15 protein-coding genes are annotated in these 14391 nt (G+C 39.3%); 12 read left to right on the top strand and 3 right to left on the bottom strand.

Going from position 1 to position 14391, the window contains the following annotated elements; genetic code table 11:
- The first annotated feature begins 65 nt into the window (after nucleotides 1–65).
- From G7B20_RS11510 to G7B20_RS11475, 8 genes are all read left to right on the top strand, one after another.
- Complete coding sequence (locus G7B20_RS11510; protein ID WP_079645681.1) at nucleotides 66–713, top strand: DUF47 domain-containing protein; 648 nt, start codon at nucleotides 66–68, stop codon at nucleotides 711–713.
- A 34-nt stretch (nucleotides 714–747) separates the two neighbouring features.
- Nucleotides 748–1758 carry an inorganic phosphate transporter gene (locus G7B20_RS11505; RefSeq protein ID WP_164111416.1) on the top strand — a complete coding sequence of 337 codons (1011 nt, stop codon included), beginning with the start codon at nucleotides 748–750 and terminating at the stop codon, nucleotides 1756–1758.
- Nucleotides 1759–2026: 268 nt separating this feature from the next.
- A complete protein-coding gene (locus G7B20_RS11500) occupies nucleotides 2027–3406 on the top strand; it encodes an OmpA family protein (RefSeq protein WP_164111595.1) in 1380 nt (459 codons plus the stop codon).
- A gap of 166 nt (nucleotides 3407–3572) precedes the next feature.
- Nucleotides 3573–4982: a tetratricopeptide repeat protein gene (locus G7B20_RS11495; protein ID WP_164111414.1), complete on the top strand. Its 1410-nt coding sequence runs from the start codon at nucleotides 3573–3575 to the stop codon at nucleotides 4980–4982.
- Nucleotides 4979–5731 carry a shikimate dehydrogenase family protein gene (locus G7B20_RS11490; protein WP_164111412.1) on the top strand — a complete coding sequence of 251 codons (753 nt, stop codon included), beginning with the start codon at nucleotides 4979–4981 and terminating at the stop codon, nucleotides 5729–5731. The genes G7B20_RS11495 and G7B20_RS11490 overlap by 4 nt, the downstream gene beginning before the upstream one ends.
- A gap of 204 nt (nucleotides 5732–5935) precedes the next feature.
- A complete protein-coding gene (locus G7B20_RS11485; RefSeq protein ID WP_240458440.1) occupies nucleotides 5936–6313 on the top strand; it encodes a hypothetical protein in 378 nt (125 codons plus the stop codon).
- A gap of 58 nt (nucleotides 6314–6371) precedes the next feature.
- Nucleotides 6372–7013: an MBL fold metallo-hydrolase gene (locus tag G7B20_RS11480; RefSeq protein WP_164111408.1), complete on the top strand. Its 642-nt coding sequence runs from the start codon at nucleotides 6372–6374 to the stop codon at nucleotides 7011–7013.
- Nucleotides 7010–8260: an FtsX-like permease family protein gene (locus G7B20_RS11475; protein ID WP_164111407.1), complete on the top strand. Its 1251-nt coding sequence runs from the start codon at nucleotides 7010–7012 to the stop codon at nucleotides 8258–8260. The genes G7B20_RS11480 and G7B20_RS11475 overlap by 4 nt, the downstream gene beginning before the upstream one ends.
- A gap of 5 nt (nucleotides 8261–8265) precedes the next feature.
- On the opposite strand, the gene G7B20_RS11470 is transcribed toward G7B20_RS11475, so the two are convergent.
- Nucleotides 8266–8913 (bottom strand): carboxypeptidase-like regulatory domain-containing protein, encoded by a 648-nt coding sequence (locus G7B20_RS11470; protein WP_164111405.1) that lies wholly within the window; start codon nucleotides 8911–8913, stop codon nucleotides 8266–8268.
- 69 nt (nucleotides 8914–8982) lie between these two features.
- Complete coding sequence (locus tag G7B20_RS11465; protein WP_164111402.1) at nucleotides 8983–9258, bottom strand: NifU family protein; 276 nt, start codon at nucleotides 9256–9258, stop codon at nucleotides 8983–8985.
- 215 nt (nucleotides 9259–9473) lie between these two features.
- Between G7B20_RS11465 and G7B20_RS11460 the strand changes: the two genes are divergently transcribed.
- From G7B20_RS11460 to coaBC, 3 genes are read left to right on the top strand one after another with little or no spacing between them, the layout of a single operon-like run.
- Nucleotides 9474–10394, top strand: a complete 921-nt coding sequence (locus G7B20_RS11460) for an outer membrane protein assembly factor BamD (protein ID WP_164111400.1) — start codon at nucleotides 9474–9476, stop codon at nucleotides 10392–10394.
- A 25-nt stretch (nucleotides 10395–10419) separates the two neighbouring features.
- Complete coding sequence (locus G7B20_RS11455) at nucleotides 10420–10749, top strand: DNA-directed RNA polymerase subunit omega (protein ID WP_164111398.1); 330 nt, start codon at nucleotides 10420–10422, stop codon at nucleotides 10747–10749.
- 12 nt (nucleotides 10750–10761) lie between these two features.
- Entirely contained in the window at nucleotides 10762–11982 is a 1221-nt protein-coding gene (gene coaBC / locus G7B20_RS11450; protein WP_164111395.1) for a bifunctional phosphopantothenoylcysteine decarboxylase/phosphopantothenate--cysteine ligase CoaBC, read from the top strand.
- A gap of 17 nt (nucleotides 11983–11999) precedes the next feature.
- Here the strand turns inward: coaBC and G7B20_RS11445 are convergent, their stop codons facing one another.
- Nucleotides 12000–13367 carry a methyltransferase RsmF C-terminal domain-like protein gene (locus G7B20_RS11445; protein WP_164111393.1) on the bottom strand — a complete coding sequence of 456 codons (1368 nt, stop codon included), beginning with the start codon at nucleotides 13365–13367 and terminating at the stop codon, nucleotides 12000–12002.
- 99 nt (nucleotides 13368–13466) lie between these two features.
- Between G7B20_RS11445 and G7B20_RS11440 the strand changes: the two genes are divergently transcribed.
- Nucleotides 13467–13850: an SRPBCC domain-containing protein gene (locus G7B20_RS11440; protein ID WP_164111391.1), complete on the top strand. Its 384-nt coding sequence runs from the start codon at nucleotides 13467–13469 to the stop codon at nucleotides 13848–13850.
- Nucleotides 13851–14391: the final 541 nt, after the last annotated feature.

Genomic DNA, 14391 nt, shown 5'->3' with positions numbered 1-14391 from the left:
AATGTTTAAAAACTTAACATTAACTTAACATTAACATTATACTTTTGCATCAAAATAAAAGTATTATGTCTTTAAATAGCATCTTTCAGTACTTTGTCCCTAAGGACAAAAAGTTCTTCCCTCTGTTTGAACAAGCTGGCGCCAATCTTATAGAGATGGCTAGACTCCTCAACATTTCGGTAAATAGCACTAATCTAGAAGAAAGAAAAGAGCTTTCTAAAAAATTAGAAGACCTTGAACATGTCGGTGACAATATCACGCACCAAATCCACCTCGAATTAGGAAGAAACTTCATCACGCCATTTGACCGTGAAGATATCCACGCTTTAGCGAGTTCACTGGATGATGTTGCAGACTTCATACACGGAGCTTCAAACAGAATGCAGCTCTACAAAGTAGAGAAGCCTACAGAACCGATGATTGAAATTACAGCATTGATTTTGGAGGCGACGGAACATGTAGCAAAAGCCTTATTTGAGCTGAAAGATCTGAAAAACATCAGAAACATCACAGATTCTTGTGTACGTATTAACAGTGTAGAGAATAAGGCGGATTATATTTTCGACAAAGCTGTTGCAGATCTATTTGAGTACGAAACAGATGCTATTTCACTTATCAAACAAAAAGAAGTTCTATCCGCAATGGAAGACGCTACAGACAAATGTGAAGATGTAGCAAATGTGTTGGAAAGTATCCTTGTTAAAAATGCCTAACTAGGGCAGGTTAACTATACATAATTAATTTATCATGATCACGACTTTATTAGTTGTTGTTATTGTATTAGCGATAGCCTTTGATTATATCAACGGTTTTCATGACGCAGCCAATTCAATTGCAACTATCGTATCAACCAAAGTATTGACACCATTTATGGCTGTACTTTGGGCCGCTCTATTCAATTTTGTCGCTTATTTTGTCTTTACAGACCACAAAGTCGCCAATACTATCGCAAAAACAGTAATCGAGCAATATATTACACTCGAAGTAATATTTGCCGGGTTAGTAGCGGCTATATCCTGGAATCTGTTTACCTGGTATTATGGAATACCATCTTCCTCGTCACACACTTTAATCGGCGGCTTTGCTGGTTCAGGAATGGCATATGCTCTTTTTCTAGGTGCCAACCCTTTGGACGCGATCAATTTGAGTGCTACATTAAAGATTCTTTCTTTCATTGTTCTGGCACCAGTCATAGGGATGACCATTGCGATTATCATTACCCTAATCATTATCAATATCTGCAAAAAAACCAGACCTAGTGTCGCTGAAAGATGGTTCAAAATCTTACAGCTAATTTCCTCTGCCGGTTTAAGTTTTGCCCACGGTGGTAATGATGCCCAAAAGGTAATGGGTATTATTGCGACTGCGTTAATAGCCCAAGGGGTGATCGGAAGTTTTGAAGAAATGCCAGAATGGGTACCTTTATCTTGTTATGTAGCGATCGCTGCAGGAACGATGAGTGGTGGATGGAAAATTGTAAAAACAATGGGTACCAAAATTACTAAGGTTACTCCTTTGGAAGGTGTCAGTGCCGAGACAGCGGGAGCAATCACACTCGGCATCACCGAGCATTTTGGAATTCCGGCGTCCACCACACACACAATTACAGGATCGATCATTGGTGTAGGTGTTGTAAAACGCGTATCAGCTGTACGATGGGGAGTAACGATCAGTTTGTTATGGGCATGGATACTTACCATACCTGTGAGCGCAATACTGGGAGGATTGACTTTAGCAGTTCTACATTACATCCTCTAATGAAGTTATAACTTCAACTATTTTGAACATAATACGTTAGACAATGTAGTGTAAAAGCTACATTGTCTTTCTTTTTTATCGAAAGACAAACAAATTTGAGCGAAATATTTGTTATATAACAGACAAATAAGTAATTTTACCTATTATTTAACAACAAATGCGTGCTACATTATTTTTTCAATGCGATTTAAATTTTTGGCACCGTTATTGTTAAGTTATGTTAAAAATGAGAACAATTAAAAATTTTAATAACCTTAAACAAAAGAGTATGAACTATTCTACAATTAAAAAAACAGCTGTTGCAGCTTCTTTAGTAGCCGCTTTAGGTTTTGCTGAAACTGCTCAAGCTCAAACTCCAACTGTATTTGGTGGTAGATCACAATACAGAACTTGGTCTATCGGCTTACAAGGTGGTATCACTACACCTAACGCACTAGTTGGTGGATCAAATGCATTCGGTCAAAAAGTTGGTTACTTCCAAAACAAAGTTGGTGAGTACTATGGTTTGACTATCCGTAAACAATTCTCTCACCTATTCGGTTTAGAATTAGAAGGTAACCGTGGTAAAATCAAAACTTTCAACCACGATATGGTTACTGCACCAGAAACAGCTAACGGAGCAAAATCTGCTGAAACTTCAGTAAACTGGGCTGCTAGTATGAACGGTGTATTCCAATTGGGTACTATCGACTTCTTAAGAAGAGAAAATGCAGTTAACTTCTACGCTAAAGTAGGTTTAGGAGTAATGGCACACAACCCAGTTCAATTCTCAAACAACGATTTCACAGGTACTGAAGTTTACAACAACAAAGGTAAATGGGGTGAAGAAATTTTCGGTGACCGCGAGCCAGTTGGTGACAGAGATAACAGGTTAGCAGCTTATGTGCCAGTAGGTGTTGGTGTTAAATTCAAATTATCTGAAGTTGTAGCATTGAACTTAGGTTACACCATGAACTTCACTGATGATAATCGACTTTACGGACCAGCTAGAACTGACTACAAAGGTAAATTCTCTAACGTTTACGGTGGTTTAGAATTCACTTTAGGTTCAAGAGACAAACAAAACTTGACTTTTGCTAACCCAGTTGCTACAATGTACGATGAGTTGAAAGATCCTTCATTGCGTAACGAAGTTGAAGCATTAAAACAACGCGTTTCTTCATTAGAGGGTACTGTTGATGCTTTAGGTAAAGATTCAGATGGAGACGGTGTATCTGATAAATTTGACAAATGTCCTAACACTCCTGCTGGTACAGTAGTTGATGGTTCTGGATGTCCAATCAAATTCCCTGAGCCAGTTGTTCAAAACAACGCTACTACAGGTGCATACTACGCTCCAATTCAATTTGAATTCGATAGCTCTGTATTGAAAACTTCTTCTTACGCTACTTTAGATAAATTAGCTAAAGAAATCCGCGATAACAAATCTTCTGTTACTTTAGACGGATACGCTTCTGCAGAAGGTTCTGAGTCATACAACGTGAACTTATCAAAAGACCGCGCTAATGCAGTAAAACAATACTTAGTAAATGCTGGTGTATCTGCATCTAGCATTAACGCTAACGGTTACGGAGAGGCTAACCCAATTGCATCAAATGCAACTGAAGAAGGTCGTGTTCAAAACCGTCGTGTTGAGATCAAAAAATAATCATACACTCGTATAATTATTACAAATAATAAGCCGTCCCGAAATTCGGGACGGCTTTATTTATTTTAAACCTTTTCCTCTTTTTACACTCTGTATGTTAATATGTGGAAAAGAAATTTGAATAGGTTTAATTTAAAAAGTGTATTTTTCACTAAATAGATACGATATGGAAGAGGAATTTGAGTTTGGATCGCCGGAGGAGCAAAAGGAATCTGTAAATCGTTACGAAGAAATGATTCGGAATGACGATCAATACTTCTTTGACTCGGCGGCTTTTGATAGTATTATAGACTACTATACGGAAAAAAATGATCCGTCAAAAGCACTGCAAGTGATTGATTTCGCCAGCAATCAACATCCTTTTGAGACATCTTTCCTTCTAAAGAAGGCACAACTTCTTGCTTCTATTCAACAGTACGAAAAGGCGCTAGAAGCCCTACTCAAGGCCGAATTGCTCGAGCCCTCAGATGGCGATATACAGCTTATCAGAGGATCTATCTTCGCATCTACCGGTCGCTATCAGGAGGCCGAAGAAGCGCTCTTGGCAGCGCTTTCCAATGCAGAAAATAAGGAAGATGTCTATTATCAACTAGCCGGTCTCTATCAGCTACAGGGTAATTATGAGAAAGCGGTCACCTTCTTACGAAAAACACTAGAGATCAACTTAGAAAATCAAGATGCACTCTATGAACTGGCTTTTTGTTATGATATCCTAGATAGGCAAGAAGAGAGTATCACATTTTACAATGAATTTATTGATCGGGACCCCTACTCCTTCATCGCTTGGTATAATCTTGGCAACGCGTATCATAAAATGTCACGCTTTGAAGAGGCAATCGATGCCTATGATTACTCCATTTTAATACAAGAAAACTTCGCCTCAGCGTACTTCAATAAAGGTAATGCCTTAGTCAATCTAGACAAATACTCCGAAGCAATCCTCGTCTATAAACAAACATTTGAGTATGAACCGCCAAATGCAGACACCTATTGTGCTATTGGAGAATGCTACGAGAAACTCGAGCAGATGGATACCGCAAGAGATTATTATAAAAAGGCGGTTAAACTAGACAGTGCCCTATCAGACGCCTGGTTTGGTATTGGTGTCACACTGGACTTTGAGGAGCGTTACTTTGAGTCGCTACATTTTTATAAAAAGGCATTGGAGCTCGAAGACGATAACCCAGACTATTGGTTTGCAATAGCTGATGCTAGATATAAGCTGGGACAGGTGGAAGAATCTGAAGCGGCCTATTCTAAGGTCGTTGAGCTTAATCCTACAGATATTGATGCCTGGTTGGATTTTTCGTCGATATACTTTGAGCAAAAAAAACTTATAGAAGCTATCGAAACCATGTCTGAGGCTATAAAGTGCAATCCAGACAGCGCCGAATTATATTATAGACTCGTTGCCTATCTATTTGCCAATGGTCAGTACAACGAAGCACTTAATTTTCTAGAATTGGCCCTTTCATTCGGACCAGAGAAGCACCATATTCTTTTTGATTATTTGCCTCAGCTGCAAGGAAACCCGATTGTTTCAGAAATTATAAAAAAATACACGTCCAATTCATGATAAAACTAGGTTTAGTAGGATTCCCATTAGGGCACTCGTTCTCAAAAAACTATTACTTAGCAAAATTTGAACAAGAACACATTACAGGAATAGACTATGACCTCTACTCCCTTCCAAATATTGACGAGTTTGCAGATCTAGTCCGTAAGGATACCCGTTTTCATGGATTTAATGTCACGATACCATACAAACAGTCTATTCTTAAATTCGTTGACAATCTTTCTCCCGAAGCTGAAGAAATAGGAGCCGTAAACTGCCTCACCATACATCGCCGAGACGACACTACAATCGCGATCAAAGGATACAATACGGATGCGTTCGGTTTTCAAAAGTCATTAGAACCTTTGCTAACCCACAAACACCATCGTGCACTTGTATTGGGCAATGGCGGAGCAGCCAAGGCTATTTGCTATGTCCTCAATAAATTGGACATTCCTTATTTACTAGTTAGCAGAAATCGCGAAAATGGCGACATTACATATAGTGACTTGGATCAAAAAATCATTGAAGCTCACCAAATTATCATAAATTGCTCTCCTGTAGGTACATTTCCAAATGCAGATGAGTGTCCTAACATTCCCTATGAATTTATTACCGCCGATCACCTGCTCTACGATTTAATATACAACCCAGAAGAAACCCTTTTTCTACAGAAAGGGAAAGAGCGACATGCTGTCATCAAAAATGGTTACGAAATGTTGGTACTACAAGCGGAAAAAAACTGGGAAATATGGAAGAACACTTTTTAAGCGGCCATGTTTAAGATACACTTTTTGGGGGCGATATTTTTTCTTTTTTTTGCATGTAACAGCCATGATTACAGCCCAAAGCCTCGTGGCTTTCACCGGGTAGTCTTTCCTGAGCACAGCTACCATACGCCCAAAACAGGCTGCCCCTTTTCCTTTGAAATACCAATTTACAGTATCCTCACTACAGACGAAAACAGGAACGCTATGCCGTGTTGGAAAAATCTAGATTTTCCACAGTTCAACGCCAGACTCCACCTTAGTTATTTTAATATAGGGCCACATTCTACACTTGAACAGCTTACAGAAGATGCACGAACGTTTGTCTTCAAACACACCACCATGGCTAGTGCTATCGAACAAAAAGATATATTTATAAAAGAGCAGAATATCTATGGTCTCGAATATGAAATTCAAGGCAATACGGCCTCTAACTACCAGTTTTTTATCTCTGATAAATCAAAACACTACCTACGTGGAGCATTGTATTTTAATGAAAAGCCACATTTGGATTCAATACAACCGGTCTTAGATTTCGTAAAAAAAGACATAAGGCATTTAATTAACTCAACGAAGTGGCAATAACATTTTGTTTTTAAAACAGGGATTCGTGAATACAAAGCTTTTTGGTTAAGTTTGAATTATGATTAGCATAGAAACAATAACTTTCAATCCATATCAGGAAAACACCTACGTCCTCTATGACGAAAACAAAAACTGTATAATTGTTGACCCAGGGATGCATAATCACCTGGAAGAAAAACAATTAAAGGATTTTATTGCACAAAATCAACTAAAACCGCAAATATTACTCAATACACATTGCCACATAGATCACGTTCTTGGGAACCGCTTTGTTTATGAAGAATGGGGGCTTAAACCGCAGTTCCACGAGGGAGAAGTACCTGTTTTAGTCGCTGTTCAAAACTATGCGCCCCAGATGGGTATCAGATACGAGACATCCCCAATACCGGATGCCTTCTTAAGCGACAATCAGGAGATCGCTATCGGAGATCATAAGCTAAAAGCGATACTCGCTCCCGGTCATTCACCTGCTCACCTTTGTTTTTATTCTGCTGAGGATAACTTTCTTATTGGGGGAGATGTCCTATTCCGGAACAGCATAGGTCGCACAGACCTACCTGGAGGTGATCATGAGACGCTGTTACGATCCATCACGCAACGGATATATACTCTTCCAGCTGAAACTGTTGTATATCCAGGCCATGGGCCGAGTACCAGTATAGACTTCGAAAAACGAACAAATCCATTTGTGCGCGGATGAAATCATTAAAAATCCCCTTACTTTTTGCCACTCGGTATCTCTTCTCTAAGAAATCAGTAAACGCAATAAATATAATTTCAATTATAAGCATTGTAGGGGTATTTGTTAGTACGGCTGCACTAGTTATTGTTTTATCCTTCTACAACGGTATGGAGAAGTTTATTCTATCCATGTACAGCAGCTTTACTCCCCACCTGCGAATTGAACCGAAGGAGGGAAAAACATTTTCAAAAGAACTCCCTTCCTTTAAAACCCTGGCAACTTCTGCCGAAGTAAAAAATTATGTTGAACTACTGGAAGATAAAATCCTGGTTCAATACGATCAGCAACAGTTTGTGGGCAAGCTGAAAGGCATGGCTCCTTCGGCGCTAACGGCTCAAAGTGAAAAAGATATTCTGCACGCTGGAAAATTCTCCATACGCGATGATACGACGAATTACGCTTTGATCGGAGCACAGATACAATCTAACTTACAAATACCGCTCAGCGGTTTTTATAACCATGTTGATCTATATTTCCCGAGACGTTCAGCTTCTATCAATAACCTCAATCCTTTAGAAGATTTCAATATAAGAAATATAGCGGTGAATGGTGTCCTGGCTTATCAGCCGGAGTTTGACAACATTATCATAGTACCGATGGATTTTGCAAGAGAAATATTAGACGAACCCGATAAGATCTCTGCCATCGAAGTATACCTAAAAGACTCTAGTAAAACGTCTAAAGTTCAAAAAGAGCTTAAGAAGGAACTGGACCAAGATTTCTACATTAAAAATAGAGAACAGCAAAATCCCACGCTTTACAAAACGGTCAAGTCCGAAAAATGGATTGTTTTCTTCATACTTACATTCATCGGTATCATTGCTATTTTCAACATTATAGGGTCTCTAACGATGCTAGTCATCGACAAAAAAGAAGACATGAAAATCCTACAACACCTCGGAGCTGAAAAGTCCATCGTAGAGCGAATTTTCTTCATAGAGGGTATGCTCATTGCTCTTATCGGAAGTGCCTTCGGTATCGTAATTGGTTTTCTATTCTGTAAACTACAAGAGAGTTATGGCTTCATACGCACAGGAGAAATGGAAGGGTCTTTGATCGATGTCTACCCCATTGACATACGTTTACAAGATTTTGTTATTGTCTTTGCAACAGTCTTCGTATTATCCGTATGTGTGTCATACTTTTCCTCGAAGCTCAGTGTTCGCGAGATAGGTCGCATCACCGACATCAAAAACGCGGATTGAAAATATTAATACTTTAACTTTTGCCTACTATAATCTCCACGCTGTATCTGATTAATCAACTGTGCCCATGCAAACGGGTTTAAAAGAGGATTAGCATATCTTTGATTGATATTCTTATTCGTCATATTAATATGACGCTGTGTAGAATTAAAGTTCTGTATCTCGTCTGCGTTTCTTGGCACTATCCGAGCTAGTGCTGCCATCGCCTCTGGACTAATATTATTTCGTGCTGATGCCACGGGATCATACCCTTCTTTCATACCCATAAAATCTGCCAGGTAGTCTTCATAGCTAGCCCAAGGAAAGGGAGTAACGGCAGGTAGCTCGATAACCAAACTCCGCATTTGAATATGTGCCGTGAATTTATCGCTGGCGACATGTGGAACCACAAACGTAAGTGGATCATATCCTACGCTTGAAAACCGTATGGTATCTCCACTATGAGCTACAAATGAAAAGTAGCCGTCATTATTAGAAATAAATGTCTGATTATTAAAAGAGGTGTTTTTAATGGTTACATAGGCTACAGGTAGATCAGATCCAATAGAAGAAATCAATCCACTAAACTGAACCAGATTTTTGCTTTGCGCATGAACAAACAGGCCATTCAAAGCAAAAAATAAAACAAACAAATATTTTAGATATTGTAGCATTCTAACAAAAATAGTTAAACACGTAATACCTTGCTGTTAAAATGTGTTAACCGAGAAACAACAATTTCGTTACAATTGATTGGGGGATGTCGCATTAGGATCATCCATATCTGTTATGTTTATGGCTTCTACCGATACAATCTCAGGGACTGCTTTCATGATAGCCTGTTCTAACCCTGCTTTGAAGGTCATGATACTCATTGAACAACTTGCACAAGCTCCCAACAATCTCAATCTAACGATATTATCATCAGTAATCTCTTCGATTCTTACATTCCCACCATCAGTCTCTAAATAAGGCCTTAATGTATCTAATGCTTGTTCGACTCTTTCGCGTAAGGTCATTTTATAAATACTTTCGTTCTGTTTCCGTAAAGATAAATAAATATTTACTCATTTTGAAATCAGTCCCTCATTTCTAGCAATGTGATGACAGATGTTAACATAAGGGTTAAAGTATGTTAAACGCTTGATACGGCCACACTAAGTGGATTAAAATCAAGTAAATTGCAGACTGAAATTTAATTGAATATTATCTTTAATTGACGTATCTTTGTAAAATGTTTTTAAATAGACGCACAGGAGTTATAATAGCCTTTTTACTGGCTGCATTTTTTTTCACTGGCTGTAAAAGTAAGTTTGAAAAACTTAAAAACAGCAATAATATAGCCATGAAGTATCAAGAGGCTGTAAAATTTTATGAAAAAGGCAAGTATTCGAAGGCTTTAATCCTATTTGACGATTTAGCAGAAAAGTACCGTGGTCGTGCGGAAGCGGAAGATTTATATTATCTCCGCGCAAATGCCAACTACCGTATCAAAGATTACACTTCTGCTCGGCACCATTTTAAAACTTTCGCCAGCATCTACCCAAGCAGTCCTCGCGCTGAAGAGTGTAGATATATGGCTGCTTATTGTTATTATATTGAATCTCCACGTTCCAATCTAGATCAGGAAAACACACGCAAGGCCATCGATGAATTACAACTTTTTGTAAACTATTATCCGGAATCAGAAAGGGCAAAAAAAGCAGGTGAACTCATACAAGATCTACGTGAAAAATTAGAGAAAAAGGCCTTCGATAATGCCAAACTCTATTATAATATGGGGCTATCAGACGATTACCGTGCTGCTGTAATAGCGCTTGAAAACGTACTAAAAGACTTCCCTGACACAAGATTTGCAGAAGAGATTGAATACTTAATTGTAAAGTCACAATACTTGTTTGCAGACAACAGTTACCCGAATAGACAAGAGCAGCGTTTCAATGATGCCATAGATTATTATGAGACGTTTGTTGATCATTATCCAAGTAGTAAGTACCGTGCTGAGTTAGATGGTTTGAAATCTAGTGCAGATAAGAAAATTGTGTTCGCCATTCGAAGGATGAATGAGATCAACAAGCAGATCGAAGAACAGAACAAAGAACTAGGCATCACCGAAGTGTCCAAAGAAGCTACAGCAGCAGAAGGAAAAAAATAGAATATTTACATATATATAAATAAATATGAGTCAAGCAAAAAACACCGCCGTTCCAAACTCTACCGTAACTAGAGATTTAAGAGAGTTGGATCAAGCTACGGACAATCTGTACGAATCTATAGTTGTAATTAGCAAAAGAGCGAACCAAATTGGTGTGGAGATAAAGGAGGAGTTGAATTCCAAATTGGCAGAATTTGCTAGCAACAATGACAATTTAGAAGAAGTTTTTGAGAACCGCGAACAAATCGAAATTTCAAAACACTACGAGCGTCTACCAAAAGCAACTCTTATTGCTATCGATGAGTTTTTGAATGATAAAGTCTACTTCAGAAATCCATCCAAAGAACAAGATTAAGACTGAAACATCATGTCTTCTCTAAAAGACAAAAATATTGCACTTGGCGTATGCGGCAGTATAGCCGCATACAAAATAGCTTCTTTGGTACGTTTGTTAATCAAACAAGGAGCTAATGTTCAGGTCATAATGACCAAAGATGCAGCCGAGTTCATTACTCCCCTGACACTTTCCACGCTTTCAAAAAATCCAGTATTAATTGAATATTACGATAAAAAAACTGGTGTATGGAACAATCATGTAGAGCTAGGACTCCAAGCAGATCTAATGATCATCGCACCGGCATCGGCCAATACGATATCCAAACTAGCGAATGGCCTTTGTGATAACTTGCTAACAGCGACTTACCTATCTGCCAAGTGTCCAGTATACCTTGCTCCGGCAATGGATCTAGATATGTGGAAACACCCTGCGACACAACACAACATACAGAAGCTTCTTTCCTACGGAAATACGGTTATCCCCCCAGGAGATGGAGAACTAGCTAGCGGCTTGGTTGGAGAGGGGCGTTTGGCAGAACCGGAAGAGATTATTAACTTCCTACTTTCTCACCTAAACCCAGAACTCCCCTTAAAAGGCAAAAAAGCGTTAGTTACAGCTGGCCCTACCTACGAAGCTATTGATCCTGTCCGCTTTATTGGAAATCATTCTTCCGGAAAAATGGGCTATGCCCTGGCAAAGCGTTTACAGGAGCTCGGAGCTGAAGTTACCCTAATATCTGGCCCTACGGCACTGCAAGCTCCGAAAAACACATTAAAAATAGACATCCAGACAGCTCAACAAATGTTGCAGGCCTGTCAGCAACATTTTGCCGATGCAGATATTATCGTTATGAGCGCAGCTGTATCTGATTATACCCCAATAGACGTAGCGCCTCAGAAGATCAAAAAGAAAGCGGAAGATTTTTCAATTCAGCTCAAAAAAACAACAGATATCCTAGCCTTTTTAGGTTCAAATAAAGCGACACACCAAACCTTGGTTGGCTTTGCGCTAGAAACAGAAAATGAGCTAGAGAATGCTAAAGGAAAACTATCACGCAAAAATCTAGACTTCATTGTCTTAAATTCCATGCAAGACAAAGGTGCCGGCTTCGGTACCGACACGAATAAAGTCAGTATCCTCTCCAAAAGTGGAGAGATCAGAGACTTTACCCTAAAAACTAAAGCAGAAGTTGCTGATGATATATGCCAGGTTATAGTACAGCATCAGCAATTGATTGAACAGCATTCTTAATTTGCCTACTATCGTTTCTAGAGATTAGCGATACGTACTTCTTTGGGATAGTAATTATTAATACGATTTGGCATCGCCTTAATCCAGCCTATATCCATGCCTTCATATCGCACAATAACCCAGCCCTTCAATCCATCAGGATTAACCGTTGAAGGCAAATTCTCCTTTCTCAGGTACGTTAGCATGTCTTCAAGAGAGAGATCCAAATAGGGAATATCTTTATGGATCCTATTACTTAAAGCGAGGTCATGGCTCGGTATCAGATCCCTTCCAACAACCCTACCTATTTCTGTACCCGCGTTTTTTAAGTATAGTACCTTTTGCAAAGCCGCTAGATCCTGCTCATAGATCTTCGGAAAAATATGCAGTAAATCATGATGCAGAAATGCATACAGTCCTTCCATATTTGCCCATTTTTCGGCTAGCGCCTTTGGCGCTGTATTTTTCTCAATCTTCATCTTCTTTAAAGAAAACGATTCCTGCTCCTCACGTTTCTTAAGTATAGCGCAAAAGAAACCCTCCCCAGCTACTTTATGGGGATAAAAACGATATGTAGAGGCTTTATGCGTCTCTGATTGACTACGTTCTATACCCCAAGTATCATCCACTTCTAGAGATACAGATTCCAAACCGAACGTGTCAATCATCCAATCGACGATATCTTCATTTTCCTCTTTTGAATAAGAACACGTCGAGTAAAATAAGTGCCCCCCCGTTTTCAAAGAGGTTATACTATTCGCTATTATACGTTGCTGTCTCTCGCTGCATAGCTTCACATTTGCCATAGACCATTCATCTATTGCGTTATGGTCCTTATGAAACATTCCAGATCCTGAACACGGTGCATCGACGACCATAAGATCAAAGTATCCGGGCAGACGGCCAAACGCACTTGGATCATTATTAGAAACAATCACATTTGGGTTTCCCCATTTCATCAAATTCTCCCTTAGTACAGCAGCCCTCCCTTTTATAATCTCATTTGCCACCAATAAGCCATCCCTATGTAGGCTCGCATTCAGAAGCGTAGCCTTACCACCAGGAGCGGAACATAAATCCAAGGCTCGGATAGGTTCTAGATGTAAATTCAGCTTTCTAACCACAAAATCCAAAAACATGGAGCTTGCCTCCTGCGAATAATAACATCCGGCATGAAATAAAGGATCCAATGTAAACACGGGTCTTTTTTTAAGATAATATCCACCCTCACACCAAGGAATTGGCTTGTCTATATCTATTAACGACAAATCAAATGCTTTTGCGGGATTAATACGGATGGATGACGTTTTCTGTTCGCTATCGTGTATTGCGACAAAGGCCTTGTAATCAAAATTAGCATCTCCTTGAAGATGACGTACCAGATCTGGGGGGAGTCTATTACTCATATACAAAAATAAAAAGCGAGAATTAAGAATGCAAAACTATGGCGGAATAATATAACAGAAAGAAAGGAATAATATTCTTGATTAGCCTTATCTTTGGGTATGAAAGCATTCAAAAAATACTATATTATCCCAGCAACTCCCGAAGAGATCTACCTCGCATTAACAACAGAAATAACTATTCGTTTATGGACTGGAGATGCCGTCGAAATCGATCCTATAGAAGGCGGAGAATTCTCCCTTTGGGACGGAGGTATTACGGGCAAGTTTTTGGAGTTGGATCCTTTCAAAAAGATTGTTCAGGAATGGTATTTTGGAGATCAAGAGGAGGCTTCAATTGTCACGATCAAGCTCCATGAACATAAAAAAGGCACTTCGTTTGAAGTCAATCATATCAATATCCCCGACGATGCCTACAACGATATTATCGAGGGCTGGAACCAAGAGTATGTAGGTAGTCTTATCGATTTTTATACGGAGGAATAATATAAACACTTGCTTTGATATCCCATCCCTTAAGGAATAAAGATACAGTTTCACACTAAGTTACTTGACAATAGCATGTTACATCCCTATAAACTAAAAACATATCTGTCCTAAATACAAATCCTATATCTAAAAGCAATGAATTCCTATCTCACTTCTATTCTTCTATACCATTAGTCTTCTTCTAGATGTAACGTGCCCTGGTTTCACTATCGCAGATCTCTATTCTACTTTTTTTATGACTCTAAATAAGCTTGAGGCCTGTATAGTCTCCCAGGGCCTCTGGAATGCGGGATTATAGGGGTTTGCCGGGCAGCGGTCCAGGGCGGGTATCAATATATCCCCAGAGGGGAACCATTTGGTTGCTATGGGGGTAAATATATAACAAATATACCCGGGGGTGAGGTGTATATCACAAGAAAAGCCCCTCCAGTTTCCTGAAGGGGCTTCGTGTAAAAAAAGGCACCGACCTACTCTCCCACCTGTTACGGCAATACCATCGGCTCTGGCGGGCTTGACTTCTCTGTTCGGAATGGGAAGA

The organism is Sphingobacterium sp. xlx-96, from assembly GCF_011007365.1.
GTDB lineage: Bacteria > Bacteroidota > Bacteroidia > Sphingobacteriales > Sphingobacteriaceae > Sphingobacterium > Sphingobacterium luzhongxinii.
This window is presented reverse-complemented; position numbering and strand designations above follow the sequence as displayed.

What these genes read in the sequence shown, in the direction of transcription:
- G7B20_RS11510 (WP_079645681.1), top strand. Translation starts at nt 66, where the DNA reads ATGTCTTTAAATAGCATCTTTCAGTACTTTGTCCCTAAGGACAAAAAG.
- G7B20_RS11505 (WP_164111416.1), top strand. Translation starts at nt 748, where the DNA reads ATGATCACGACTTTATTAGTTGTTGTTATTGTATTAGCGATAGCCTTT.
- G7B20_RS11500 (WP_164111595.1), top strand. Translation starts at nt 2,027, where the DNA reads ATGAACTATTCTACAATTAAAAAAACAGCTGTTGCAGCTTCTTTAGTA.
- G7B20_RS11495 (WP_164111414.1), top strand. Translation starts at nt 3,573, where the DNA reads ATGGAAGAGGAATTTGAGTTTGGATCGCCGGAGGAGCAAAAGGAATCT.
- G7B20_RS11490 (WP_164111412.1), top strand. Translation starts at nt 4,979, where the DNA reads ATGATAAAACTAGGTTTAGTAGGATTCCCATTAGGGCACTCGTTCTCA.
- G7B20_RS11485 (WP_240458440.1), top strand. Translation starts at nt 5,936, where the DNA reads ATGCCGTGTTGGAAAAATCTAGATTTTCCACAGTTCAACGCCAGACTC.
- G7B20_RS11480 (WP_164111408.1), top strand. Translation starts at nt 6,372, where the DNA reads ATGATTAGCATAGAAACAATAACTTTCAATCCATATCAGGAAAACACC.
- G7B20_RS11475 (WP_164111407.1), top strand. Translation starts at nt 7,010, where the DNA reads ATGAAATCATTAAAAATCCCCTTACTTTTTGCCACTCGGTATCTCTTC.
- G7B20_RS11470 (WP_164111405.1), bottom strand. Translation starts at nt 8,913, where the DNA reads ATGCTACAATATCTAAAATATTTGTTTGTTTTATTTTTTGCTTTGAAT.
- G7B20_RS11465 (WP_164111402.1), bottom strand. Translation starts at nt 9,258, where the DNA reads ATGACCTTACGCGAAAGAGTCGAACAAGCATTAGATACATTAAGGCCT.
- G7B20_RS11460 (WP_164111400.1), top strand. Translation starts at nt 9,474, where the DNA reads ATGTTTTTAAATAGACGCACAGGAGTTATAATAGCCTTTTTACTGGCT.
- G7B20_RS11455 (WP_164111398.1), top strand. Translation starts at nt 10,420, where the DNA reads ATGAGTCAAGCAAAAAACACCGCCGTTCCAAACTCTACCGTAACTAGA.
- coaBC (WP_164111395.1), top strand. Translation starts at nt 10,762, where the DNA reads ATGTCTTCTCTAAAAGACAAAAATATTGCACTTGGCGTATGCGGCAGT.
- G7B20_RS11445 (WP_164111393.1), bottom strand. Translation starts at nt 13,367, where the DNA reads ATGAGTAATAGACTCCCCCCAGATCTGGTACGTCATCTTCAAGGAGAT.
- G7B20_RS11440 (WP_164111391.1), top strand. Translation starts at nt 13,467, where the DNA reads ATGAAAGCATTCAAAAAATACTATATTATCCCAGCAACTCCCGAAGAG.